This is a genomic window from Novosphingobium sp. AP12, from assembly GCF_000281975.1.
Lineage (GTDB): Bacteria > Pseudomonadota > Alphaproteobacteria > Sphingomonadales > Sphingomonadaceae > Novosphingobium.
Window position 1 is genome coordinate 22,115 of sequence record NZ_AKKE01000079.1, and the last position, 23,895, is coordinate 46,009.

The 23,895-nt window shown below is 66.7% G+C and carries 30 protein-coding genes and 2 tRNA genes; 17 read left to right on the forward strand and 15 right to left on the reverse strand.

Annotated features, from left to right (window positions below; translation table 11 throughout):
- From aroQ to PMI02_RS13455, 4 genes are all read right to left on the reverse strand, one after another.
- Positions 1-438, reverse strand: coding sequence for a type II 3-dehydroquinate dehydratase (aroQ, locus tag PMI02_RS13440; protein WP_007683518.1), 438 nt, complete (start codon positions 436-438; stop codon positions 1-3).
- A 71-nt stretch (positions 439-509) separates the two neighbouring features.
- Positions 510-869, reverse strand: coding sequence for a hypothetical protein (locus PMI02_RS25915; protein WP_007683520.1), 360 nt, complete (start codon positions 867-869; stop codon positions 510-512).
- 65 nt (positions 870-934) lie between these two features.
- Entirely contained in the window at positions 935-1,348 is a 414-nt protein-coding gene (locus PMI02_RS13450; protein WP_007683522.1) for a holin family protein, read from the reverse strand.
- 219 nt (positions 1,349-1,567) lie between these two features.
- Positions 1,568-1,644 (reverse strand) — tRNA-Pro (locus tag PMI02_RS13455).
- A gap of 285 nt (positions 1,645-1,929) precedes the next feature.
- On the opposite strand from PMI02_RS13455, the gene yajC reads away from it, so the two are divergent.
- The 4 genes from yajC to PMI02_RS13475 all read left to right on the forward strand — a co-directional run bounded on the left by yajC (position 1,930) and on the right by PMI02_RS13475 (position 5,802).
- Complete coding sequence (gene yajC / locus PMI02_RS13460; RefSeq protein ID WP_007683524.1) at positions 1,930-2,265, forward strand: preprotein translocase subunit YajC; 336 nt, start codon at positions 1,930-1,932, stop codon at positions 2,263-2,265.
- Between the two features lie 79 nt (positions 2,266-2,344).
- On the forward strand, positions 2,345-3,955 hold the full coding sequence (gene secD, locus PMI02_RS13465) for a protein translocase subunit SecD (protein WP_007683525.1): 1,611 nt from the start codon (positions 2,345-2,347) through the stop codon (positions 3,953-3,955).
- 13 nt (positions 3,956-3,968) lie between these two features.
- Positions 3,969-4,961, forward strand: a complete 993-nt coding sequence (secF, locus tag PMI02_RS13470) for a protein translocase subunit SecF (protein ID WP_007683527.1) — start codon at positions 3,969-3,971, stop codon at positions 4,959-4,961.
- A gap of 55 nt (positions 4,962-5,016) precedes the next feature.
- Positions 5,017-5,802, forward strand: coding sequence for a hypothetical protein (locus PMI02_RS13475; RefSeq protein ID WP_007683529.1), 786 nt, complete (start codon positions 5,017-5,019; stop codon positions 5,800-5,802).
- Between the two features lie 7 nt (positions 5,803-5,809).
- Here PMI02_RS13475 and PMI02_RS13480 read toward each other — a convergent pair whose 3' ends face one another.
- Positions 5,810-6,217 carry a helix-turn-helix domain-containing protein gene (locus PMI02_RS13480; protein ID WP_007683531.1) on the reverse strand — a complete coding sequence of 136 codons (408 nt, stop codon included), beginning with the start codon at positions 6,215-6,217 and terminating at the stop codon, positions 5,810-5,812.
- A 102-nt stretch (positions 6,218-6,319) separates the two neighbouring features.
- Here PMI02_RS13480 and PMI02_RS13485 point away from each other — a divergent pair, with 102 nt between their 5' ends.
- Entirely contained in the window at positions 6,320-7,093 is a 774-nt protein-coding gene (locus PMI02_RS13485) for an SDR family oxidoreductase (RefSeq protein ID WP_007683533.1), read from the forward strand.
- A 3-nt stretch (positions 7,094-7,096) separates the two neighbouring features.
- Here PMI02_RS13485 and PMI02_RS13490 read toward each other — a convergent pair whose 3' ends face one another.
- The 3 genes from PMI02_RS13490 to PMI02_RS13500 form a co-directional block, all read right to left on the reverse strand.
- On the reverse strand, positions 7,097-7,540 hold the full coding sequence (locus PMI02_RS13490; RefSeq protein ID WP_007683535.1) for a nuclear transport factor 2 family protein: 444 nt from the start codon (positions 7,538-7,540) through the stop codon (positions 7,097-7,099).
- A 10-nt stretch (positions 7,541-7,550) separates the two neighbouring features.
- On the reverse strand, positions 7,551-8,237 hold the full coding sequence (locus tag PMI02_RS13495) for an SDR family oxidoreductase (RefSeq protein WP_007683537.1): 687 nt from the start codon (positions 8,235-8,237) through the stop codon (positions 7,551-7,553).
- Between the two features lie 335 nt (positions 8,238-8,572).
- A complete protein-coding gene (locus PMI02_RS13500; protein WP_007683539.1) occupies positions 8,573-9,262 on the reverse strand; it encodes a TetR/AcrR family transcriptional regulator in 690 nt (229 codons plus the stop codon).
- A gap of 198 nt (positions 9,263-9,460) precedes the next feature.
- Here PMI02_RS13500 and PMI02_RS13505 point away from each other — a divergent pair, with 198 nt between their 5' ends.
- The 3 genes from PMI02_RS13505 to PMI02_RS13515 are packed head-to-tail and all read left to right on the forward strand — an operon-like array spanning position 9,461 to position 11,758.
- On the forward strand, positions 9,461-9,985 hold the full coding sequence (locus tag PMI02_RS13505) for a nuclear transport factor 2 family protein (RefSeq protein WP_007683540.1): 525 nt from the start codon (positions 9,461-9,463) through the stop codon (positions 9,983-9,985).
- Positions 9,986-10,004: 19 nt separating this feature from the next.
- Entirely contained in the window at positions 10,005-11,339 is a 1,335-nt protein-coding gene (locus PMI02_RS13510; protein ID WP_007683541.1) for an SRPBCC family protein, read from the forward strand.
- Positions 11,336-11,758 carry a nuclear transport factor 2 family protein gene (locus tag PMI02_RS13515; RefSeq protein ID WP_007683542.1) on the forward strand — a complete coding sequence of 141 codons (423 nt, stop codon included), beginning with the start codon at positions 11,336-11,338 and terminating at the stop codon, positions 11,756-11,758. The genes PMI02_RS13510 and PMI02_RS13515 overlap by 4 nt, the downstream gene beginning before the upstream one ends.
- Before the next feature lie 7 nt (positions 11,759-11,765).
- On the opposite strand, the gene PMI02_RS13520 is transcribed toward PMI02_RS13515, so the two are convergent.
- Positions 11,766-12,122 (reverse strand): putative quinol monooxygenase, encoded by a 357-nt coding sequence (locus PMI02_RS13520; protein ID WP_007683543.1) that lies wholly within the window; start codon positions 12,120-12,122, stop codon positions 11,766-11,768.
- Between the two features lie 184 nt (positions 12,123-12,306).
- On the opposite strand from PMI02_RS13520, the gene PMI02_RS13525 reads away from it, so the two are divergent.
- The 3 genes from PMI02_RS13525 to ssb all read left to right on the forward strand — a co-directional run bounded on the left by PMI02_RS13525 (position 12,307) and on the right by ssb (position 15,086).
- On the forward strand, positions 12,307-12,546 hold the full coding sequence (locus PMI02_RS13525) for a FeoA family protein (protein ID WP_007683544.1): 240 nt from the start codon (positions 12,307-12,309) through the stop codon (positions 12,544-12,546).
- Entirely contained in the window at positions 12,543-14,387 is a 1,845-nt protein-coding gene (locus PMI02_RS13530; RefSeq protein ID WP_007683545.1) for a ferrous iron transporter B, read from the forward strand. The genes PMI02_RS13525 and PMI02_RS13530 overlap by 4 nt, the downstream gene beginning before the upstream one ends.
- Before the next feature lie 120 nt (positions 14,388-14,507).
- Complete coding sequence (gene ssb / locus PMI02_RS13535; RefSeq protein ID WP_007683546.1) at positions 14,508-15,086, forward strand: single-stranded DNA-binding protein; 579 nt, start codon at positions 14,508-14,510, stop codon at positions 15,084-15,086.
- Between the two features lies 1 nt (position 15,087).
- Here the strand turns inward: ssb and PMI02_RS13540 are convergent, their stop codons facing one another.
- The 3 genes from PMI02_RS13540 to PMI02_RS13550 form a co-directional block, all read right to left on the reverse strand.
- The gene (locus PMI02_RS13540; protein WP_036503801.1) at positions 15,088-16,089 is read right to left on the reverse strand and encodes an endonuclease/exonuclease/phosphatase family protein; all 1,002 of its coding nucleotides are present in this window, start codon (positions 16,087-16,089) and stop codon (positions 15,088-15,090) included.
- Positions 16,090-16,220: 131 nt separating this feature from the next.
- A complete protein-coding gene (locus PMI02_RS13545) occupies positions 16,221-16,754 on the reverse strand; it encodes a DUF177 domain-containing protein (protein WP_007683549.1) in 534 nt (177 codons plus the stop codon).
- Positions 16,751-17,278: a ubiquinol-cytochrome C chaperone family protein gene (locus PMI02_RS13550; protein WP_007683551.1), complete on the reverse strand. Its 528-nt coding sequence runs from the start codon at positions 17,276-17,278 to the stop codon at positions 16,751-16,753. Before PMI02_RS13550 ends, PMI02_RS13545 begins: the two co-directional genes overlap by 4 nt.
- Before the next feature lie 207 nt (positions 17,279-17,485).
- Here PMI02_RS13550 and PMI02_RS13555 point away from each other — a divergent pair, with 207 nt between their 5' ends.
- The 5 genes from PMI02_RS13555 (at position 17,486) to PMI02_RS13575 (ending at position 20,752) form a co-directional block, all read left to right on the forward strand.
- A complete protein-coding gene (locus tag PMI02_RS13555) occupies positions 17,486-17,980 on the forward strand; it encodes an outer membrane protein assembly factor BamE (RefSeq protein WP_007683552.1) in 495 nt (164 codons plus the stop codon).
- Between the two features lie 72 nt (positions 17,981-18,052).
- On the forward strand, positions 18,053-18,613 hold the full coding sequence (gene hslV, locus PMI02_RS13560; RefSeq protein ID WP_007683553.1) for an ATP-dependent protease subunit HslV: 561 nt from the start codon (positions 18,053-18,055) through the stop codon (positions 18,611-18,613).
- Between the two features lie 14 nt (positions 18,614-18,627).
- A complete protein-coding gene (hslU, locus tag PMI02_RS13565; RefSeq protein ID WP_007683554.1) occupies positions 18,628-19,926 on the forward strand; it encodes an ATP-dependent protease ATPase subunit HslU in 1,299 nt (432 codons plus the stop codon).
- A gap of 102 nt (positions 19,927-20,028) precedes the next feature.
- Complete coding sequence (locus tag PMI02_RS13570) at positions 20,029-20,427, forward strand: GFA family protein (protein WP_007683555.1); 399 nt, start codon at positions 20,029-20,031, stop codon at positions 20,425-20,427.
- Between the two features lie 124 nt (positions 20,428-20,551).
- The gene (locus PMI02_RS13575; RefSeq protein WP_007683556.1) at positions 20,552-20,752 is read left to right on the forward strand and encodes a DUF1737 domain-containing protein; all 201 of its coding nucleotides are present in this window, start codon (positions 20,552-20,554) and stop codon (positions 20,750-20,752) included.
- A gap of 47 nt (positions 20,753-20,799) precedes the next feature.
- Here PMI02_RS13575 and PMI02_RS13580 read toward each other — a convergent pair whose 3' ends face one another.
- From PMI02_RS13580 to PMI02_RS13590, 3 genes are all read right to left on the reverse strand, one after another.
- Positions 20,800-21,081 carry a hypothetical protein gene (locus PMI02_RS13580; protein WP_007683557.1) on the reverse strand — a complete coding sequence of 94 codons (282 nt, stop codon included), beginning with the start codon at positions 21,079-21,081 and terminating at the stop codon, positions 20,800-20,802.
- Positions 21,082-21,383: 302 nt separating this feature from the next.
- Positions 21,384-21,458: transfer RNA gene (locus tag PMI02_RS13585), tRNA-Asn, on the reverse strand.
- 142 nt (positions 21,459-21,600) lie between these two features.
- Entirely contained in the window at positions 21,601-22,374 is a 774-nt protein-coding gene (locus tag PMI02_RS13590; protein ID WP_007683558.1) for an NAD kinase, read from the reverse strand.
- A gap of 113 nt (positions 22,375-22,487) precedes the next feature.
- Between PMI02_RS13590 and PMI02_RS13595 the strand changes: the two genes are divergently transcribed.
- Positions 22,488-23,879, forward strand: a complete 1,392-nt coding sequence (locus PMI02_RS13595) for an EAL domain-containing protein (RefSeq protein ID WP_081496706.1) — start codon at positions 22,488-22,490, stop codon at positions 23,877-23,879.
- The last annotated feature ends 16 nt before the right edge of the window (positions 23,880-23,895 follow it).

The window sequence follows — 23,895 nt, forward strand, 5'->3', positions numbered from 1 at the left end:
CTAGAGCCCCGCCGCCGCTTCCAGCGCGAGCATGTAGCTCTGCGCGCCGAAGCCCGCGATCGTGCCCTTGGCCGCCATGCCGATCCACGATGTATGGCGGAAATGCTCGCGCGTGTGCGGGTTCGACAGGTGGACCTCGATCACCGGCACCTTGATGCTGCGGATCGCGTCGAGCAGCGCGACGGAGGTGTGGGTATAGGCCCCGGCATTGAGCAGGACCGCGTGCGCGCCGCTGTCCTCGGCCTCGTGCAGCCAGTCGACGAGGGCTCCTTCGTGGTTGGACTGGTGCATGGCGACGCTCATCCCGAGCGCCCGCCCGCGCTCGGCGAGCATGGCGCCGATATCGTCCAGCGTCTGCGATCCGTAGATCTCGGGCTCGCGCTTGCCCAGCCGGTTGAGGTTGGGGCCGTTGAGCACATAGACCAGCTTGTCCGCCATCGTTTCGCAATTCCCGTGTTCGAGCGGGTTCGAGCTTTAGCGGGACGGCGGCCCCGCGCAAGCCGGAGCCGTCACTGCACGGGCGGGATCGGCGGCGGATGCGGCGCGGCCTGCTGGTCGGGAAACGACGGCGCGTCGGGCATCGGAGGTTCTTCGGGGGCGGAGGGGCCGCCATCGTCTTCCGGTTCGTCCTTGGGCTCTTCAGCCTCTTCCGGGATCTCGTCGCCGGCGTAGAACGCATCGAGCGACTGCTCGTTGTTCTTGGCGCGCAGGGCGGCGGCGTCCCGCTCGGCCTGCTTGCTGGCTTCGGCGGCCTCGCTCGCGGAAGCCTGGGCCTGTGCGAGTTGCTCCGCCTCGTCGGACGAGCCGCAGGCCGCGAGGGCGAACACGGAAAGCGCCGACAGGACAAGGCGTGCGGTAAGGCGGGACACTCGGGGCGCTCCTCGGCGGGATTGAATCACGGGATACGACGTAGCGCGCCAAGGTTAGGGATTGCTTAGCGGTCCGATCCCTTGGTCTTGCCCCACTGGCGCATCGCCGCGTAGCCGAGGTAGCCGGTGCCGAAGAGGGCGTAGAGCGGCTCGGGGATGCCGTTCAGATAGGCGGTCATGCTCTCGCCTATGGCGCGGGCGACCGCCGGATTGAAGGCGCCGATCAGGCCCATCGGAAGCGACCACAGGATCATGACGTAGATGACGTAGAGGAAGCTGGGCCGCGCGCGGCTGGTCCAGGGGTCCGAAGAATTGGCTTCGGCCACTACGGCCGAGAGGCTGGCCTGCAGCATCTCGAGCTCCTGTGAATTTTCGAGCCTCAGGAGTTCCAGCTTGGCGCGGTCCCGCGCCTCGGGATCGGGCACGACCTTGTCGATGATGCGGGTGACGGGGCCGAGCAGCGAATCGAGCAGCGGCATGGCGAGTCCTTCCGGTTGAAGTGAGCGACTCGCAACCATATAGCCATATGGGTTCGTGTAGGAAAACGGTTTTGCGCGGCGCGCCAGGACGCTCTGGACGTCCGGAGGCGGCAAGGTGCCGCCAGGTGCTCGCAATGTACGGTCAGGTGCCGTCCAGGTCGCATTCGCGTTGCGGCCTTTTCAAGGCTGCAAGGGGGCGGCGAAATGCGAGAAAATAATTGGTCGGGACGAGAGGATTCGAACCTCCGACCCCCACACCCCCAGTGTGATGCGCTACCAGGCTGCGCTACGTCCCGACCGGAGCGCGGCCTATAGGCAGGTCCTCCAGAATGCGCAAGCGGGGTTTCGAGAGTTTTTCGCCTCCGCCCCCAGCCGGTTGAACGGGCCGGGCACAGGCCTATCTGTCGGCCCGGATGCAGTGGAAGCGCGCAAGCCCGCGCGTTGCCACAGGCGGGCTTTATTGCTAACCGCGCGCATCCGGTTGCGTCCGGTCGGGGATTTTTTCCGACCACGCGCTCCCAAGCCGGCCGGTCCCGCGAACAGCCGGCCGACAGACAAGACAAAGAAGGCCGATCATTTCCATGCAGACCTCGATCCTCGCCCAGCTCGCCGCCGCAGCACCCGCCGGGGCGCCCCCGGCCTGGATTACGTACATGCCGTTCGTGGCGATGGCGCTGATCTTCTGGTTCCTCATCCTGCGCCCGCAGATGAAGCAGCAGAAGGAGCACAAGAACAAGCTCGCCGCGCTCAAGAAGGGCGACGAGGTTCTGACCGGCGGCGGCCTGATCGGCAAGATCGTCAAGATCGACGACAACTACGCCGAGGTGGAGCTGGGCCAGGGCATCAAGGTCAAGGCGCTCAAGTCGACCATCGTCGACGTCATTCCGCCTGCCGGCGCCAAGCCCGCCAACGACTGATCGGGCCGCGGATTTCCCGGGCGGGGCATTGTGCCCCGTCGCTCCGGTGAGATCGCCCGTCTGGAGAGAACGATAGGCAATGCTTGAATTTCCCACCTGGAAGAAGGCCTGGTACTGGGCGCTGACGGCGGTGCTCTGCGCGCTGGCGCTGCCCACGCTGTTGTCCTTCACCAACCTGCGCTGGCCCGAAAGCCTGCCGCATCCGAAGATCAACCTGGGCCTCGACCTTGCCGGCGGCTCGCGCCTCCTGCTCGAGGCCGACCGCAGCCAGGTCATCGCGCAGCGGCTCGAGGGCATGGAGGAGTCGGTGCGCACTCGCCTGCGCTCCGCCGAGCCGCGCATCGCCATCGGCGACGTGTCGAGCCGGGGCGGACGCCTGTCGTTCACCGTGCGCGATGCCGCGCAGGTCGACGCCGCGCGTGAGCAGATCCTTCCGCTGACCACCGGTGCGGGCCTTTCCGGACAGCGCGACTGGGATATCCAGGTCGTCAACGGCAACCAGTTCGTGCTCTCGCCGACGCCGGAAGGCATCGACCTTGCCGTGAGCAATGCGATGGAAACCGCGGTCGAGGTCGTGCGCAAGCGCATCGACGCGCTCGGCACCAAGGAGCCCGATATCCGGCGCCTCGGCGGCACCCGCATCGACGTTCAGGTCCCTGGCCTCCAGGACCCGGCAGCGCTCAAGTCGCTGCTCGGCCAGACCGCCAAGCTCGAATTCAAGCTGGTCGACGAGACCGCCGTGCCGACCGATCTGGCGCAGGGCATCGTCCCTCCGGGCGACGAGATCGTGCCTTATGCCGATGCGGCCGCAGCAGGCGGCGCGCCGCCGGTCATCGCGGTCAAGCGCCTCGGCGGCATCAAGGGCGACGAGCTCACAGATGCCAAGCAGAGCTTCGAGTCCAAGACCAACCAGGCAGTCGTCTCGATCACCTTCAACCAGCAAGGCGGCGAGAAATTCGCCAAGCTGACGACCGAGAACGTCAACAAGCGCTTCGCCATCATCCTTGACGGCAAGGTGCTTTCGGCGCCCAGCATCAACGAGCCGATCCTGGGCGGCAGCGCCCAGATCTCGGGCAGCTTCAACGTGAAATCGGCGACCCAGCTCGCCATCGCGCTGCGTTCGGGCGCGCTGCCGGTCGACCTCACCGTGGTGGAGGAGCGCACCGTCGGTCCCGACCTCGGTGCGGATTCGATCAACAAGGGCATCGTCGCCATGGGCGTCGGCACCGGCCTGCTGATGATCTTCATCCTGGTCACCTACGGCCGCTTCGGCATCTATGCCAACGTCGCGCTCGTCGTGAACCTGCTGATGATCATGGGCGTCATGGCGATCTTCGGCACCACGCTGACGCTGCCGGGCATCGCCGGCTTCGTGCTGACGATCGGTGCCGCGGTCGACGCCAACGTGCTGATCAACGAGCGTATCCGCGAGGAACGCCACCGGGGCCGGCGCGTCGTGCAGGCGGTGGAGATGGGCTACAAGGAAGCCAGCCGCGCCATCTTCGACGCGAACATCACCAACGTCATCGCCGCCATCTCGATGGCCTATTTCGGGACCGGTCCGGTGCGCGGCTTCGCCATCGTCCTGCTGATCGGCATCGCGACCTCGGTCTTCACGGCCGTCACGCTGACCCGCATGTGGGTCGCCGGCTGGCTGCGCAAGGCGCGGCCAGCAGACCTGAACCTGTAAGGGGAGAGGACATATGAAGCTCCTCAAGCTCGTTCCCGACAACACCAACATCCACTTCCTGAAGTGGCGCGTTCCGTTTTACGTGGTCAGCCTCCTGCTGATCATCGCGTCGATCGGGCTGGTCGCCACCAAGGGCCTGAACCTGGGTGTCGATTTCGTCGGCGGCCAGGTGATCCGCGTCACTTTCGAGCGCACCGCTGAAGCCCCCGTCGCGCAGCTGCGCAGCGAGGTCGACGCGCTGGGCTACGGCGAGCCGACCATCCAGCGCTTCGGCAAGCCGAACGAAATCTCGATCCGCATGAAGCTGCCGGAGGGCTCGGACAAGCATCCGAAGCTCGCCGAAGCCATGGCGACGAAGATCACCGGCAACATCCGCAGCAACCACCCTGACGCGCGCATCGACGGCGTCGATTCGGTTACGGGCAAGGTCTCGGGCGAACTGGGCCGCAGCGCGATGCTCGCGCTCGGGCTCGCCGCGCTGCTGGTGGCGATCTATATCTGGGTGCGGTTCGAATGGCAGTTCGGCGTGGGCGCGCTGTTCAGCCTCGTCCACGACGTGACGCTGACGCTCGGCCTGTTCGCGCTGACGCAGATGGAGTTCGACCTCAACATCGTCGCCGCCCTGCTGACGCTGATCGGCTACTCGCTGAACGATACCATCGTCGTCTACGACCGCATTCGCGAGAACCTAAAGAAGTATCGCAAGATGCCGATGCCCGAGCTGCTCAACCTCTCGGTCAACGAGACGCTGGCACGTACCATCGTGACCTCGCTGTCGATGCTGATCACGCTGGTGGCGCTGCTGATCCTGGGACCGGACGTGATCTTCGGCTTCACCGCCGCGATCGTGCTGGGCATCTTCGTCGGCACCTACAGCTCGATCTACATGGCCGCGCCGATCCTGATCTGGCTGGGCGTGAAGCCCGACAGCTTCGTAGCCGCCGAGACCGCGATCGACCGGCAGGACCGTCTCGCCCGCGAGGCCGGCGCGCCCAGGAAGGGCTGACTTGACCTCTCCGGACCGCTGGCGCAGGCTGGCGGTCCGAGAGAGGAATTACAGCATGTCCAAGGTCGTCGTGTCGGAGCCGCACAAGGCTCCGCAGGTTGCGATGCCTGCGGGATTACGCGGGCAGGGCAGGGTCTTCGCACTCGTGGAGCCCGAACGCTTCCCACTCACTCTGCACCGCGTGGATCTCGAACCCGGCGAGCGCTTCGAGGTCGATGCGCGCGAGGCAGACACCGTTCTTTATATATTAAGCGGCGGCGTGGGGTCTTGCGGATGTTCGCTTCCGGCAGGCTCGAGCCTGATCGCCGAGCGCACGGCCTCCGCCACGGTGCAGGCAGGGTTCGAGGGCGCGAGCATCTTCGTTTTCTCCGCCACCGAGCCGGGTAGAGGCGAGGGCGGTCACGTCCATCTCCTGCCCCGCGCCCGCGTCCCCTCCTGCGAGCGCGTGAGCGAGCAGAGCGACACCGGCGGCGCCATCTACGCCGACAGCGACTGCCCGACCTGCGAGGTGTGGCTGCACGAAAATCACTTCGCCGGTGCTGAAGCGCCTACGCTGGAGGAGGCCGCGCGCGGTATCCATTCGCACAGCGAGGACGAGGTCATCGTCGTGCTTTCCGGGCAGATGCGGCTGGGCCCGAAACTCGTGGGGCCGGGGACCGCGCTCGCGATCGCCGCGGACACGCTCTACAGCTTCACCGCCGGTCCCGAGGGCCTGAGCTTCATCAACTTCCGGGCGCGGCGCCCCGGCGACATTCGCTTCGTGAACGGGCCTGTAATGAACGAGACGGGCCTGTGGCGCGCCATCCTGCCTCGCCCCGAATACTTGGAACCGCTTTCCTGAAGCGCGGTCAGCGCGCGTCGAACGCCTCGCGCGCATGCTCGACACGCTCGAGGTTCGCGGCGGCCCACATCCAGACGCCGCAGAACGCCTCGCTGAGGCTCGATCCGAGCGGAGTCAGTGCATAATCGACGCGCGGGGGGACCACGGCGTGGACGTGCCGGGTGATCATGCCGTCACGCTCCATGCGGCGCAGGGTCTGGGTCAGCATCTTCTGGCTGATGTCGGGCACGTGCCGGGCGACTTGGGTAAATCGCAGCTGCCCGTGCTCCTCGAAGACTTCGAGCAGGATCATCGTCCACTTGTCGGCGACGCGGCCGATGAGTTCGGTGACCAGCGCCTCGACGCGCGGGTCGAGGGTCTCGCATTCCCGGTCCTTGTCCGTCGGGGCGATGACGTCTGAGCTCGTGGTTTCCACTGAACAGTCACTCTCTTTTAGGTAAGTATAAATCTTTGGGGTGCCTTCTTCCCGATCGAATGTGAGGCGTTACATCTCGGGCGTCAACCAAGGAGTTCCCCCATGAAAACGACCGGAAACACCATCCTCATCACCGGCGGCGGCTCGGGCATCGGCGAGGCACTGGCGCAGCGCTTCCACGATCAGGGCAACATCGTGATCGTCGCCGGACGCCGGCTCGATGCGCTCGAAGCGGCCTGCGCAGGGCGCGAAAACATGCATGCGCGCGTGCTCGACGTGGAAAGCGCCGAGGGTGTCGCGACATTCGCGGAGGAGTTGCTGGCGGACTTTCCGGCGCTCAACGTGCTCATCAACAATGCGGGGATCATGCGCTACGAGCGGCTCGACCGTCCCCGCGACCTTTCTGACGCCGAGGCCACGCTGGTCACCAACGTACTTGGTCCAATCCGCCTGATCGACGCGCTGATCGGCCATTTCGTGGGCCGTCAGGACGCCGCCATCGTCAATGTCACCTCGGGCCTCGCCTTCGTACCGCTGTCGGGAACTCCGACCTACAGCGCGACCAAGGCCGCGATGCACAGCTACACGCAGTCTCTGCGCGAGATGCTGGCCGGCCGTGTCGAGGTCATCGAACTGGCCCCGCCGGCGGTGCAGACCGACCTGACGCCCGGCCAGAGCACCCGCGAGGGTTACCAGCCCCTCGGCGAATTTGCCAACGAGGTCATGGCCCTTTTCGGGCAGGACCCGACCCCGTCCGAAATTCTCGTCGAGCGCGTCCAGCCGCTGCGTTTCAGCGAGGCACAGGGCAGCCAGGGCGCGATCATGGGTAATCTGACCGGACTGTCGCTGAAGATGTTCGATCAACTCGGGATGTGAGGATCAGTCCTCCCGCGAGTCGAAGGTCGTGTATTCGCGGCGAGTGAACAGCCACTCGCCGTCGATCTTGGCCAGTTCGTCGACGTAGCGGCCGCGCAGGCGCATGGTCTTGCCGGTGGCGGGGTCCTCGAAGATTTCCGAGGTATAGGAAATCGCCGAGGCCCGCTCACCCTCGACAAGGATTTCGCCGGGGTGGGCGACGTAGACCATCGGCCGGGCCGCCCCGCCGCCCAGGCCGTAGTGCTTCATCGATTCGGTCCAGCCCGAGACGATCGCCTCCTTACCGGTGAAGCCGCCGAGGTCGGGGAATTCGGGCAGGGCCCAGAAGGCGTCCTCGGCCCATGTCGCGGCCCAGGTTTCGGGGTCGCGGGTCATGACGCCGTGGGCATAGGTGTCGAGCAGTTCGCGGATGAGGATGCGGTCCTCGAGCGGGCCGGTGAATGCCATTCGCCGTCTCCTACCAGGGGTGCTTTTCGCCGTTCCACTTGTAGAACCCGCCGCTGTCCTCGAGTGCCCAGCCGTCGGTGAGGCGGGCGATGGCGGCGGCGCTTTCCTGCGGAGTGATGTCGGCGCCCGAGCCGCCCATGTCGGTCTGGACCCAGCCCGGGTGAACGAGACCGACGACGATGCCCCGGTCCTTGAGGTCGATCGCGACCGAGCGCATCAGTCCGTTCAGCCCGGCCTTGGTGGCGACGTAGGAGTAGTACCCGCCATGGGGCCAGGTCGAGGCGGCCAGCTGGCTGGAAAAGTTGATGACTTTCGACCCCTCGCCAAGGCGCGGCAGGAAGGCGCTGAGAACTCGCAGCGGGCCCTTGAGATTGATCTCGATCGATTCGTCGAAGTCGGCCCAGTCGACCGGATCGAGCTGCGGCTCCACGTTGCCGCCGACCCCGGCGACATTGTAGAGCACGTCGATCCCGGCATCCCCCGTCGAGGCGGCACCCTCGGTGACGGAGGCGTTGTCGGCGACGTCCATCGTGTGGACGGTGACCTTCCCCTCCGAAGCGGCGGCAAGATCGTTCAGGTGAGCCGCGCCAACCGGATTGCGGACGAGGGCGAAGACCCGGTCGCCGCGTTCGAGGTGGAGCTTGACGAGCTCGAACGCGATGCCGCGTCCCGCTCCGGTGATTGCCACGTTTGCCATCAGGTTCCTTCCGGGGATTCAGGTTGTCCGGCGTGAGCGCGAAGCGCGGCGCCGGTTCGAATCGTTATCCGTGCAACTCTGGGAGGCGCCTTGCCCAGGGGCACCTGTGACTTTGGAGAGCAGTGGTCATTTCGGCATCGCGGGTACGACGCGGGTGAACGATTTATAATCGGAAGCCGGATCGCCCGGTCGTGTTGGATGGGCGCTGGTTGATGAAATACATGTGGCGGCGTGCGTCCTGGCGAGGGGCAGGCCGGCGTGATCGCGACGATGTGAAAGAACCTGCGCGAAGGTAGCAGGCTCCCGCGATGTAGGAAAATCGCCGACCTCCCGGCCTACCGCTCCTCGCTCAGCCGCTGCATCGTGCGGGCGGCGAAACGGCGCAGGCGTTCGAGGCGCTCGCCCGCGCCGAAGACCGGGGCATTGAGCAGCATGCCCATGTGGATCGCACTGGTGAAGTCGTGCGCCAGCTTGAGGTTGTCCCAATCCTCGCGCCACTGCGGGAAGGCCTCGATCATCTCGCTCGTCCAGACCGCGTCGTAGCGGCGCGCGGCGGGCTCGAAGATCGCTGCGAGTTCGCCGTCGGTACGTGCGGCGACGGCCAGTTCGACCCAGGCGGCGTAGTCGCGCGTCTGGACCGATCGCCAGTGCGCGTCGCAGGCTAGCTCGATCATCGGCTCGTCAGCCCGGCGCCGGGCGACCGCCTCGAAGTAGTCGGCGAGGAAAGTGCGCATGCGGTGGTAGACGACATGGTCGACGACCGCCGAGACCAGTTCCAGGCGCGTCTGGAAATGATGGTGCATCGCCCCGCGCGAGACTTCGCAGGCACTGGCGACGGCGGCGGTGGTGAGACCGGGGTAACCGCATTCGACGAGGCGGTCGATGGCCGCCGAGACCAGCCGGTCGCGCATCAGCGCGCTCTTGCGCTGCTGCCACTTCTCAGGGGGCCCCGATTCTATCGAGCGGTCGTGCATCTCCGGCATCAGCGCGGCGAGCATACGGTCCTGCAGGGACTGTGCCTTCATCTTTTCTCCCCAATGCCGGCAATTGTCGGTCATGCGTCGATCCGGCCACACCTAGTCAAAGTCGCAGGTGAGTCCTTGCCCCAAGTGATAGCATAAAAAACCGGCAGTTGAGTCGGTTTATTCCCCTAGTCGGCTGCAAAAAGGGCAAGGACGCGCAACAACAGACGCGGCCGGCCCGGTACGGGAGAGTGACAAGGCATGACCGCCACGATTGCGCGTTTCGACATTGAGTCCGAGGTCCGCGACCTTGCCGCCCGGCGCGACATCGCCGACGCGGCGGCGCGCTACATGCGCGGGCTCGACCGGCTCGACCCGGTGCTCCAGCGCACCGCCTTCCACGCAGACGCGGTGGTCGACTGCGGCCTGATGAAGGGCACGGCGGACGAATTCGTGGAATTCGCGCAAGGCTTCCTCGCCGACATGGGCGCGACGCATCACCTGCTCGGGCAGTCGCGCATCGCCATCGAGGGCGATACGGCCAGCGGGGAATGGTACTTCCAGGCCTGGCATTCCGCTCGCGGCGAGGAAGGAGAGCCCCGCGACCTGTTCATCGCCGGCCGCTACCTCGACGAATATGCCTGCCGCGAGGGTGACTGGCGCATCGTGCGCCGCGTCCTCGTCACCGACTGGGTCAAGGACGACCCGGGTTCGCTCGACTTCTTCGCAGCCAACCCAGGAGCGCCGCGCGGCGGGCGCCGGGGCGCTGATCCCAGTCAGAACTAAAACACAGGAATCGCAAGCCATGAACGTCCAGACCAAGGCATCGCGCTATTCGCCCGACTTCGACATCGAGGTGCGCGGCGATCCGATCACCGCTGACCGCTACATCTCGAAGGAGTGGATGGACGGCGAGATGAAGAACCTCTGGCCCAAGGTCTGGCACCTGGGCGGGCTGATCGCCGAGCTGGAGGAGCCGGGCGACATCATCCGGCACAACTTCGCCAAGGAATCGGTCATCATGGTCCGCCAGGAAGACGATTCCATCAAGGCGTTCTACAATTCCTGCCCGCATCGCGGCAACCGCCTGATCCTGGGCGAGAGCGCCAGCGTCATGCGCATCACCTGCGCCTACCACTCCTGGACCTTCGACCTCGACGGCACGCTGGCCAAAGTGCAGGACCCGGACGACTTCGCGGGCGGCACACCCTGCGGCAAGGTTCACCTCTCCGAACTGCGCTGCGAGACCTGGGGCCCGTTCGTCTTCTGGTGCATGGACGACGACGTCGCCCCGCTGCACGAATGGATGGCGCCGCTCCCCGAACGGCTCAAGGGCTACGGCGTCGAGAACTGGGTGCGCGTGCTCAAGGTTTCGGCGGAGGCGGACTTCAACTGGAAGATCATCCGCGACAACTTCAACGAGAGCTACCACCTCCCGACCATCCACCCCGAACTGGCGACCTTCATCAACGACGGCCTGCCCGACACGCTGTTCGAGATGTACCCCTCGGGCCACAACTCGATGTGGATGAAGGGCCACCAGGCCACCACCCGCGTCGACTACCACACCTCCGAAGTCCCCGCTCCGCTGGGCGAGGCGGCGCGCGCCTGGGACATCGATCCCGAGGAATACAACGGCCGCACCGGCGACCTGCGCGAGGCCATCATCGAGGCCAAGCGCCGGCTGGGGCCGGGGCGCGGCTACACCAACTACGACAACATGAGCGACCAGCAGCTGGTGGACTACTTCCACTGCACGCTGTTCCCCAACCTAACCCTCACCATGAGCCCCGAGCAGCTGCAGGTCCTGCGTACTGAGCCGCACCCGACCGACCCGGAAAAGTGCGTGTTCCAGCACTGGTGCCTCTATCCCCCGGTCGAGGGCATGAAGGAGGTCTTCACCCCCCTCGGCATGTTGCCGCTGGAGCATGACGCGGTGGCGCGCCACTCGGTCTACGGCGACGGGGTTTCGGTGGGCTACGTCGCCGACCAGGACCTCTCGATCGGCACGAGCCAGCAGCAGGGCCTCAACTCACGCGGGTTCAAGGGCTGCATCCTGCCCGGCCAGGAAAAGCGCATCCAGCGCTTCCACGAACTGCTCGACGATTACGTGAAGGGCCCAGGGGCTCAGGCGCAGTGACGGCGGCCTGCCCGGTAGAGGACCGGCTGGCGATCCAGGACCTCCTGGTCGCCTACGCCCACGCCGTCGACAGCCTGCATGACCTGGACGGCATCTGCGAGGTATTCGTGGAGGACGCGGTGTTCGACCTGTCGGGCATCGGCTTTCCCAGCCTCAATGGGCAAAGCGAAATCCGGCAATTCTTCGCCGACACCTTCGCGGCGATGGCGGCGCATGCGCACTACCTCACCAACTTCGCGATCACGGCCTACGACGGCGATACGGCCTCGGTCCGCGCCTACGTGATCGGTATGGGGAAGTATAAGGCAGGCGGCGGCATCACCGTCCACGGGCGCTACTATTTCGACGTGGCGCGCACCGGAGCGGGATGGAAGGCGCGGCGCTACACCATGGACTTCCTGATCCCGCCGGAGGGGTGAGCGAGCCTCAGAGGCTCACCCCGAAAATCTCGCGGCGCGGCCACCCATCGGCATCGTAGACCGGCTCCACGCCCAGCACCGAGTAGATCTGCACCCCGAACCCGGTCAGCTCGTAGTTGCCGAGATGCCCGCGCATGTCGGCATAGGGCGGGTCGGCGAAGTGCTGGAGCAGGGCCTTTTCGCTCTCCCACTCCTCGTAGACGTGCATAAGCCCGGGATCGAGCGGATCGACCGCCCAGTTGTAGGCCACGCAGCCCGTCTCGGCGCGAGCGGCAAGAATGTGCGGCCCGCCGCCGAGGATGATCTCGGCGCAGGTCTTCTCGTCGCCGGCGAAACGCAGCCAACCGGCCACTATGATGCGCATGTCTCGTGTCCTCTCTCGGTGTCGCGGGGGGAGGCTAGGGGCGGCCGCCGCCCGGCGCTTCTGGCACTTTGCACAGGCGCCTCGGCAAACGGTTGCGTTGCCCGCGGCTTGCGGTGCACCGAAGTTCCGTGTCAGCTAATGCGATCCAGTTGCATGTAGCCGTTTTATCTGGCAGCGGGTCCGCATGACTTTAGACCTGCTTCCCATCGGTCAGGGCGCACGCATCGTCGCCGTGGACTGGCCCGCACTCGTCCCGGAAGAAGCGCGGCGCCTGCGCGCGCTGGGCATGGAAGAGGGTGCCCGGGTGGCCGTGGCGCACCGGGGAATTCTCGGCTCGAGCGACCCGATCGCCATCACCATCGGCCGCATGACCGTGGCCGTGCGCCGGGTCCATGCCGCTGCCATGGAAGTGGAAGCGCTGTGAGCCGTCAACGCAAGGTCGCGCTCGTCGGCAATCCCAATGCCGGCAAGAGCGCTCTGTTCAACGCGCTGACCGGCGCGCGCCAGAAGATCGCGAACTACGCGGGCGTCACCGTCGAGCGCAAGTCGGGCCGCTTCGTGCTGCCGACCGGCGAACCGGTGGAGATGACCGATCTTCCGGGCGCCTACGGCCTCGATCCGACCAGCCCCGACGAGGAAGTGACCTCCAAGGTCATCCGCGGCGCCTTCGAGGGCGAGGCGATTCCCGACGTGCTGGTCATCGTGCTCGATGCCTCGAACCTCGAACAGCATCTCGTCTTCGCGCAGGAAGTGCTCGCGCTGGGCAAGCCGAGCGTGGTCGCGCTCAACATGGTCGACCTTGCCGAGCGCGACGGCCTCGTCCTCGACGCCGCCGTTCTCGCCGAGGAACTGGGCGTGCCGGTGATCCCGACAGTCGCCGTGCGCCGCCGCGGCCTTGCCGAACTGGGCGAGGCGATCGCCGCTGCCGGCGAGCGTCATGCCGGCCCCGGCCTCACCGACCTCGGCCCGACCGAGCGCCGCGTCGCCGCGCACGCCATGGCAGGCGCCGCGATCCTCTCTGAATCCAAGACCTATCGCATGCATGCGAGCCTAGACCGCGTGCTGCTGCACCCGTGGCTGGGATTCATGGTCATGCTGGGCATCCTGTTCATCGTGTTCCAGGCGGTGTTCGCCTGGGCGACGCCTTTCGCGGACGCCATCGAGGCGGGCATCGGCGCGCTCCACGACGGGGTGCAGGCAGCGATGCCCGAGAGCCTGCTGCGCGACCTCGTCACCGAGGGCGTGATCTCGGGCGTCGGCTCGGTGCTGGTGTTCCTGCCGCAGATCGTCATCCTCTTCGCCTTCATCCTCGCGCTCGAGGCGTCGGGCTACATGGCGCGCGCGGCGTTCCTGATGGACCGGCTGATGGCTTTCGTCGGGCTTTCCGGGCGCAGTTTCATCCCGCTGCTGTCCAGCTTCGCCTGCGCCATTCCGGGCATCATGGCGACGCGCTCGATCTCCGATCCCAAGGACCGGCTGACGACGATCCTGATCGCGCCGATGATGACCTGCTCGGCGCGCCTGCCGGTGTATACCGTCATCATCGGCGCCTTCATCCCCAACACCGACGTCGGGCTGGGCGTGGGCCTCCAGGGCCTCGTCCTGTTCGCGCTGTTCCTGGCGGGGATTGTCGGGGCGATCGTGGTGGCGCTGGTCATGCGCCTGTCGATCACCAAGGGCGCCGCGTCGGGCTTCATCATGGAGCTGCCGAAGTACCAGATGCCGCGCCTCAAGGACATGGCGATCGGCCTGTGGCAGCGCGCGTGGATCTTCCTGCGCCGGGCCGGCACGATCATCTTCACGGTGACCGTTGTGCTCTGGCTGATGCTCAACTTCCCGAAAGCCGCGCCGGGCGAGAGCCAGGTCAACGCCTCGATCGCGGGCAAGATCGCCAACGGCCTCGCCGTCGTGGTCGAGCCGATCGGCTTCAACCGTGACATGGCGCTGGCGCTGATCCCCGCCATGGCCGCGCGCGAAGTCGCGGTCGCCTCGCTGGCGACGACTTACGCGGTAGACGCGGGCGACAACGAGGACGAGCAGGCGCAGGAACTGGGCGACCAGCTCAAGAGCCGCTGGACCCTGCCGATGGCGCTGGCCTTCCTCGCATGGTTCGTCTTCGCGCCGCAGTGCATGTCGACCATCGCCGTGACCCGGCGCGAGACGAACGGCTGGAAGTGGCCGACGTTCATGCTCGTATACCTGTTCGCGCTGGCCTATATCTCGGCAGGCGCGACATACTGGATCGCGGTGGCGGCGGGGCTTTGACGTCGTTCGGGACCTGATCCGGGACGACGATTAGGGGAAAAACACCTCGCGCAGACTGGCCCCGGGCCATGCCTATGCGCTACCCCATTCGCCAAATTCAGATACGAAAGCGATTCCCGCATGGCAGGCAGCGTCAACAAGGTCATCATCGTCGGCAACCTCGGGGCCGATCCCGAGGTGAAGTCGTTCCAGAACGGCGGGCGTATTGCCAACCTGCGCATCGCGACCTCCGAAAGCTGGAAGGACCGCGCCACCGGCGAGAAGAAGGAACGCACCGAGTGGCACTCGGTCGTGCTCCAGTCGGACGGCCTCGTCGGCGTGGCCGAGCGCTTCCTGCGCAAGGGCTCGAAGGTCTACATCGAAGGCCAGCTGCGCACCCGCAAGTGGCAGGACCAGAACGGCAACGACCGCTACACCACCGAAGTCTCGGTCGGCGGGATCGGCGGCGTGCTGACCATGCTCGACGGTGCCCAGGGCGGCGGCGGTGGCGGCGGTGGCCAGCGCAGCGGCGGCAGCTGGGGCGAGGGTGCTTCCTCCGGCGGCGGTGCGCGTTCCGGCGGTTCGTCCGGCGGTGACGACTGGGGCCGTTCGGGCGGAGCTTCCGGCGGCGGTTCGTCCAGCGGCGGCGGTGACTGGGGCAAGACCGGCGGATCGCCCGGCGGCTTCGGCGACGACCTCGACGACGATATCCCGTTCTGATTCAAGAGAAAACGTAGCGCGCGACGTAGCCCAGGTGATCCGAAAGCTCGTCGCCGCCATTGCCTGCGCCGAACGGCACTTCCAGGCCGCGTAGCCGCATCGGGCCTTCAGAGCCGGGGCGGAAGAACTGCTTGTCCTTTCCGCGCTCGCGGATCGCCGCGACGTCGGCCTTCAGCGCGGCGCCGTAGGCGGAGCAGTCCGCCGCAGCGCTGGCTTCGTGCCCGCCCGCGACGATATCCCGCATCGCCGCGATCCGCTCGGCGTCCTTGCCAACGTTGAAGTCGCCGCCGAAAATCAGGTCGGTCCCGGCATCGACATTGGCGCGGATGAAAGCCCGGGCCGCGCGTGCCTGCCGGGCGAAGGCCACGTTGCTCCGCGCGACCGACACGCCCGCCGCCTTACGCGCGTTGAGGTGCGTATCGGCGACCGCGACGGGGCGCTGACGGCCGGGCACCGCGATCCACGCCACCAGCACGCCCTTGGCCGCGAGGCAGTCGAAACCCGCGCACATCGCGTCGGAGAAGGTCATGCGGCGGGTCCTGACGATGGGGTGGTCGGACAGGATCACCAGCCCGCTGTCGAGCCAGCGGCCCATGCCTTCGCCGCTCGTCCATGCCGCGTTTCGGGCGAAGTCGTCGTCGCCAGCCCCGGCCCGGGCGTCCTCTGGCCCGGCACCCGTCGAGACATGAGCGTAGCCTGCCCGGCGGGCGATTTCCTTGGCTTCGGGAATGAAGGCTTCCTGCAGCAGGATCACGTCGGGCTGGCGCCCTTCGCGGCGCAGCTTGCGCAGGCCCTCGGCGATCTTCGCGAGCGCCTCGACCCGGCCCCGGGCGAGGGGGAAGGGAAGGCCCTTGACGTTGTAGGTCATCACCGAAAGCGTCCCGTCGTGCCCGCGCGGGGCGAGCATGGGCCACTCGGGCGCGGCGGCAGGCGAGGGCCGCGAAAGGTTCAGGACACAGACGGCCGCAAGGGCCGCGATGGACATCTTGGTCAGGCGCTTCACGCGATTCGTCCCCCCGAACTTTCGCAGCAGCATTGTCGCTGCGGCGGCCTCTAGGGGGCACGTGTGAAGGTGGCGCTACGGAGCCGTGAAGGTCCCGTGGCAGTTTCCTTAACGCAGTGGAAAACTATTCCCTATCTGCCATCGGGACCCAGCTTCAGTCCCTTGAGCGCCGCGAACGGGCTTTCGTCCTCGGGCTTGCCGATACCCGCCGCCTTGCGCGCCGCCTCGGCCTGGGGGCCGGTGAGGAACGGGTCGATGGCGAGGCCGAGGCTCTGCGTCACCGCTTCGCCGAGGTCGATGTAGGCGCCGGAGTATTCGATCTCGTCCCATTCGATGGCGGACAGCTCCACTTCCTCGTCGGGCGCGTAGATCGTGGTTTCCGGCACGAAGTGGAAGAACAGCGGCTCGTCGATCGAGACGTCCATGTCCTCGGCCGAGACCGCGCAGGGCTGCACGATGTCCGCCTGCAGCCGCCCGCGTGCCTGCACGCCGCGTTCCTGGCGGTGCAGTTCGAGATCGGCGACCAGCCGGTCGATCCGCACCAGCCCGAAGCGCGCCGCGATCGCCGCGCGCTCGGCTTCGCCGGCTTCGAGGTGGGGCGCCTTGCCTTCGGCCTGCCGGACGTCGATCTTCAGGGAAAATTCGGGGCGGGGCATGTCGTTCATCGTGCGATCCTCGCTGCCATGAGGTCCTCTGCGGAAGTGGCGTCGATCTGGGCGTGAAGCGCGCGGACTTCGGCGGCGAGCCAGGCCTTGTCGGCGCCTGCCGTCAGCGTGACGTTGCGTTCCAGTACGGCGACCAGTTCGCCGTCGTCCTTCGCAAGCGCTTCCCGCAGCGCGCCGATGCGCCCGCCCAGAACGCTCATCAGCCGCCCCATCCGCTTGCCGACGCCGAGGTCGCCCACGCCCGACTGGCGCAACTGGCCGTCCATGTCGTCGACGAACAGCTCGGTCAGCCGTACCGATGGCTCGATCAGCGTGTCGTCCGATGCCTTGTCGCGCTCCATCCGCAGCATGACGAGCGCCATGACCAGCGTCACCGCGTCGAACCGGCCGGGCACGGTGTCGGCCACGCCGCCGGTCGCGTACCAGCGCTTCTCGCGCGCGATCTCGACCACGCGGTGCCACAGCGGACGGACCGCATCACGGGTATCGGCGCGCTTGCCCAGCAGGCGGGAGATCAGGGACACGGAAAACGGTAGCCTTTCGTTCGGGGCCTACGCTCAAGCACTTGTTCAGCGGCAATTCAAGCGGCTGGCCCCAACCGGCACTGCCCTGGCGCACAACCGGCATTGCGCGGGCGCGTTCGGGGCCTTAAGGCCGGTGGCGATATATGGGTCTGGCGGCGGCTGGCAATGGCCGGCGGTCACAAACGCCTTACGTTTTGGAGTGTTGAAATGCGCAAGGTGGGTCTGAAGGCCGGGACAGCGGGCATGGCTCTGGTGCTGGTCACGCTGATGGGCGGCTGCACGTCGATCCGCGACCATCGTGGTTACCTGGTCGACCAGTCGCTGCTCGATTCGGTCCAGCCCGGCATCGACAACCGCCTTTCGGTGGAGAAGACCCTCGGCCGCCCGACCTTCGAAAGCCAGTTCGGCGAGAAGGACTGGTACTACCTGTCGCAGATCGTCAAGACCCCGCCCTTCCGCAGCGCGCGCACTTCCGAGCAGACCGTGCTGCGTGTCCGCTTCGACCCGACCGGCAACGTCGTCGCGGTCGACAAGCGCGGCATGGAGCAGGTCGCCCGGCTCGACCCGGACGGCCACACCACGCCGACGCTGGGTCGCCATCGTAGCCTGCTGGAAGACCTGTTCGGCAACATCGGTTCGGTCGGTGCCGCCGGCATGGGCGGCTCGGCCACGCCTCAGGGCCCCGGCCCCAACGGCAGCTGATCGCGCAGGTGATCGCAGGGGCAGGGCGGCGTGCGCCTTGAACCTTGCCGTCACCGCCATATATCCGGCCGCATGAACAACAACGGGGCGAGCCACGGCCTTATCGAGTGGCACGGTACGACCATCATCGGCGTGCGAAAGGGCGGCAAGACCGTCATCGCCGGTGACGGTCAGGTTTCCATGGGCAATACGGTGATGAAGCCGAACGCCCGCAAGGTGCGGCGCATCGGCGAAGGCGGCAGCGTCATCGCCGGTTTCGCCGGCGCCACGGCCGACGCCTTCACCCTTTTCGAACGCCTCGAACGCAAGCTGGAGCAGCACCGCGGCCAGCTGATGCGCGCCGCCGTCGAACTCGCCAAGGACTGGCGCACCGACAAGTACCTGCGCAACCTCGAAGCGCTGATGATCGTCGCCGATACCGAGACGCTGCTGGTGCTCACCGGCAACGGCGACGTGCTCGAGCCCGAAGGCGGCATCACCTCGATCGGGTCGGGCGGCAACTACGCGCTCGCCGCCGCCCGCGCGCTCGATGCCTATGAAGAGGACGCCGAGATCATCGCGCGCAAGGCCATGCAGGTCGCCGCCGATATCTGCGTCTTCACCAACGACCGCGTGACGGTCGAGACCGTCTGAGCCGGAAAACACACATGAACGACAATCTCACGCCCAAGGCGATCGTCGCCGCGCTCGACGCGCACATTGTCGGCCAGACCGATGCCAAGAAGGCCGTCGCCGTCGCGCTGCGCAACCGCTGGCGCCGCCAGCGCCTCGACGCGGACCTCCGCGACGAGGTGACGCCCAAGAACATCCTGATGATCGGCCCGACCGGCTGCGGCAAGACCGAAATCAGCCGCCGCCTCGCCAAGCTCGCCGACGCACCCTTCGTGAAGGTCGAAGCCACCAAGTTCACCGAAGTCGGCTACGTCGGCCGCGACGTCGAGCAGATCGCCCGCGACCTCGTGGAAGAAGCGATCCGGCTCGAGAAGGAGCGCCGCCGCGAATCGGTGCGCGAAGCCGCCAGCAAGGCCGCGATGGACCGCCTGCTCAACGCATTGGTGGGCGAGGGCGCATCGGAAGCGACGCGCGCCGCCTTCCACCAGCGCATCACCCAGAACGCCATGAACGAAACCGAGGTCGAACTCGAGGTCGAGGATGCGCCGGCCGGTCCGATGGAAATCCCCGGCATGGGCGGCTCGGTCGGCATGATCAACCTGGGCGACATCATGGGCAAGCTGGGCGGCAGCAAGCTCAAGCGCCGCAAGATGAAGGTGCCCGACGCCTGGGACAAGCTGGTCGACGAGGAGTCGGAAAAGCGCATGGACCAGGACGACGTCGCCCGCGTCGCTCTGGCGAACGCGGAGTCGAACGGCATCGTCTTCCTCGACGAGATCGACAAGATCGCCGTCTCCGACGTGCGCGGCGGCTCGGTCTCCCGCGAAGGCGTGCAGCGCGACCTGCTGCCGCTGATCGAGGGCACCACGGTCGCCACCAAGTACGGCCCGATGAAGACCGACCACGTCCTCTTCATCGCCAGCGGCGCCTTCCACGTCGCCAAGCCGAGCGACATGCTGCCCGAACTCCAGGGCCGCCTGCCGATCCGCGTGGAGCTGAAGGCGCTGACCGAGGAGGATTTCGTGCGCATCCTGTCGGAAACGCGCGCCAACCTCGTCGCTCAGTACAAGGCGCTGCTCGGCACCGAGCAGGTGACGGTCGAGATCACTCCCGACGCCATCCGCGAAGTCGCCAGGATCGCTGCTCAGGTGAACGAAAGCGTCGAGAACATCGGCGCCCGCCGCCTGCAGACGGTGATGGAGAAGCTGCTCGAGGAACTCAGCTTCGAGGCCGAGGATCGCAAGGGTGAGACCGTGACCGTCGACGAGGCCTACGTGCGCGAGAAGCTCGAGGGGCTTGCCGGCAATACCGACCTGTCAAAGTACATTCTCTGACGGCGGCGGCGTCCCCGGTTCTGTTCTGCCGGGGGCGTCGGCGCTTTTGTTCCTTGAATGTTCCGGCGAAACGATTAGCCTTCGCGCCGAAGGAGAATCGCCATGAAACTCGAAGGTGGATGCCACTGCGGCGCGGTGCGCTACAGCGTCGAAGGTGAACCCAAGCACGTCGCGCTGTGCCATTGTACGGACTGCCGCAAGTCGTCCGGCGCGCCCACGGTGGCCTGGGCTGCATACTCGGCGCCCGAATTCGCCCTCACCGCCGGCACCCCCTCGGCCTACAATTCGAGCGGCGCTGCCATGCGCCACTTCTGCCCGACCTGCGGCTCGGGCCTCTATTACGTCAACGAAGAAGTCCTGCCCGGCCTTGTCGACATCCAGGTCGCCACCCTCGACGATCCCGGTGCCCTCACGCCGCAGGCCCAGATCCAGGTCGCCGAACGCATCGGGTGGATGAGGGACATCGCCGCCCTGCACGAATTCGAGCGCTATCCGGGGTGAGTGAACGGAGCGGAGCATCTGAACGACGTCGTGTCCTGACGCGGGTCGATTACACCTCGCGGGACTTGCCAGCGGGCATGGAGTGGCTAGGCATCGGGGCCTGATTAGAGAAAGACCCTGCGCGATGTACCAGACACCCGAAGACCGCCCCGTGTACCGCCTGCTGACCGGCGCCGATGACCGTGCCTTCTGTGAGCGGGTGTCCGAGGCGCTGGCGCAGGGGTGGCGGCTTTACGGCTCGCCCACGCTGGCGTGGGATACGGCGGAAAACTGCATGAAGGCGGCGCAGGCCGTCGTCTGGCACGAGGCCGATGTCGTGAAGTAAGGGAACGGGAGGGCAGCGCCGACGGCCCGCCAGCGGCGCCCTCCCGGTTACCTGGAGCGCGTCAACCGGTGGAACAAGCCGCGTGCCACGCTCTGGCTGTGCCTCACCTCGTCGGCGACCGACCTGATCTCTTCGGTGTAGCCCGCCAGCCGGATCTCGCCGATCCTGTCGGCATGGACCGATACCTGATCGGCCAGCGTTACCGCCATCGTTTCGACGTCGTCCACCGGCGTCTTCGCCAGCATAAGCGCCACGATGTCGTGGAGGGCGTAGTGTGCGCCTTCGAGATGAAGCATGGCTTCTTCGAGCGCTTTGAGACGTTCACGCATGGTTCGACTGTGCTCTTGGCGAATCTTCGAAGAAGGTCGGGATATCCGATGCGGCGGCCATTACAATTGATTGCAGTCGAATGCAATGATCTACTTGGCTCGGCGGTCGTCCGGCTGGCGCAGGACAATCGTGACCGCCCAAAGCAAGCTGACCGGTTCCGCCCCAGCAGATTATCTACGCGATTGTACGTGGTAAATGCCGATCTCGGCGGAGGCGGTCGCAAGACGCCGGTGCCTCGCTTCAGAAGCGTGAGGCGGTCCGATCCTGGGATCGGATGGGTGATGCGGAGCCTGGTAGATGTTGGCTCCCCGAGTAGGATTCGAACCTACGGCCATTCGATTAACAGTCGAATGCTCTACCGCTGAGCTATCGGGGAGCAGCCTGTCAGTGTTACCACCGCCGGGCAGGGGTGCGCCTATAACAGCGTCGTCAGCGATGGCAACCCTCAGAAGGCAGAAATTTGGTCCGTGGGGCTGAAAAATTCGATCAATGTTTCAGGGCCTGGGCAAACCTGCGGATCAGACCTGGAACTGCTCGGCGAAGATGCGTTCCTCCAGCGTGAAACCGGCGTCGAACAGCAACGTGAGTTCCTTTTCGGCCGAGGCGACGATGCGCACCCAGGCGACGTCGCGCACTTCCTTCTGGTCGGCCACCGCGGCGACGGGGCGCTTGCCGGGTTCGCGGATGTGGAATTCCACCTCGGCGCTCTCGGGTAGGATCGCGCCCTTCCAGCGGCGGGGGCGGAAGGGGCTGAGCGGGGTCATCGCCACCATGCGGCTGCCCAGCGGCAGGATCGGTCCGTTGGCGGAGAGGTTGTACGCGGTGGAGCCCACCGGCGTCGCCACCAGGATGCCGTCGCCCGCCAGTTCCTCCATGCGAACGCGCCCGTTGATGCGGATTTCGACTTTCGCGGTCTGGCGCGTCTCGCGCAGCAGCGAGACTTCGTTGATCGCGTAGTAGCTGTATTCCCGGCCGTCGCGGCCGACGGCGTGCATGCGTAGCGGGCGGACGGGGACGGGATGCGCCTCGGCCACACGCTGGGCGATGGGCACGTGGTCGTGCGGGCCGTTCATGAGGAAACCCACGGTGCCCAGGTTCATGCCGTAGACCGGCTTGATCGGGTGCCCGCCCAGCATTTCGTGCAGGACGTGGAGTAGGAAACCATCGCCACCCACGACGACGAGCACGTCGGCCTCCTGCGGCGAGACCCATGCGTGGGACTCGCGCAGCGCCACGGCGCCGGCCTGCGCCTTGGCGCTGTCCGACACGATCAGCGCCAGTTTCGCATCCATGCTCATGATCTCCGGGCGCCGCCTTCGTCCTGTTCCGGGACGAAGCCCGTTGCGAGGTGTTGGGCTGTCGAATTTTGAAAGGATTTGCAAGGGCTTTGGGCTATGGCCGCGCGATGGGTGCCAAACGAGACGACAAGGTTCACAGCAATCCCAAGGGCATAGCCGCTCCCAAGGGCGCCGCGTCGCCAAAGGGGACAGCGGCCAAGGGGCTGGCGGATCGCCTGACCGGCATTCCCGGCCTCGAAGCGGTGTTCGAGCGCGTCGCCACCTGGCGCGAGGACCCGGTGCTGATGCCGCACATGGCGCACGTCCACGCGATGCTGCTGAGCCTGCGCCGGCTCGACGCGATCAACATGGCCTACGGCGCCGCAGCCGGCGACGGCGCGCTCGAGGAAGTGGCGGCGCGCATCTCGCATTTTGCCGAGGAGGAACTCGACGGACCCTGGCTCCTGGCGCGGGCGGGCGGGGGCAGCTTCCTGCTGGTCGCCAACGAGGCCTGCAGCCGCGAGCGCTGGCAGCTGGTCGCCGACCAGCTCGCCGACATGATCGCGCGGCCGATCCCGGTGCCCTCCGGTGTCCTGCGCCTTTCCCCGCGTGTCGCGCTGATCCGCGCACTGACCGGCGAAAGCGTAGAGTCCATGCTCGACCGGCTCGGGCACGCGATGGGTGATGCGCACGAACTGCACGGCTCGCGCCTGTCCTGGGCCGATGGTGAGGTCACTCCGCCCGGCCGCTCGGCGCAGCAGCTGGAAGCGGACCTCCTCGTCGCCATCGACCGCGACGAGATCGAAGTGCTGTTCCAGCCCCAGTTCGACCTCACCGACGACAGCCTCACCGGCGCCGAGGCCCTGGCGCGGTGGAACCACCCGGAGCTCGGCCGCATCGGCGCGGGCGCGCTGTTCGCCATCGCCGAGCGCGCGGACCACGTCGGCCCGCTCTCCCGCCATATCGCCCACAAGGCCATGTGGGCGGCCAAAAAGTGGCCGGGCCAGCTGCGCCTTTCGATAAACGTCACCGCCGCCGATCTTGCCTTCGGCAGCTACACCCGCCAGATGCTCGACCTCGTGCGCGAAAGCGGCTTCCCGCCGCGCCGGCTCACACTCGAAGTCACCGAGCAGACGCTGATCGGCGACATCACGCTCGCCGCGCAGACCATGGCCGAGTTCTCGGCGCAGGGCATCCGTATCGCGCTCGACGACTTCGGGGCGGGGTTCTGCAACTTCCGCTACCTCAAGGTCCTGCCGATCCATTACCTCAAGCTCGATCGCTCGATGATCGACGGCATCACCACCGACCGCCGCGACGTGGCCGTCCTGCGCGCGATCGTCGCCATGGCGCGGGCGCTGGACCTCCAGGTGATCGCCGAGGGGATCGAGGAGGAAGGGCAGCGGGAAGTGGCGGCGCGTGAGGGCTGCGCCTATTTCCAAGGGTTCCTGAGGGCGCAGCCGATGAGTGCGGCTATGTTCGCGAAGCTGGCGCGGGTCGAGGAAGAAGAACAGGGATAGAGCAGGGGAGAATAGC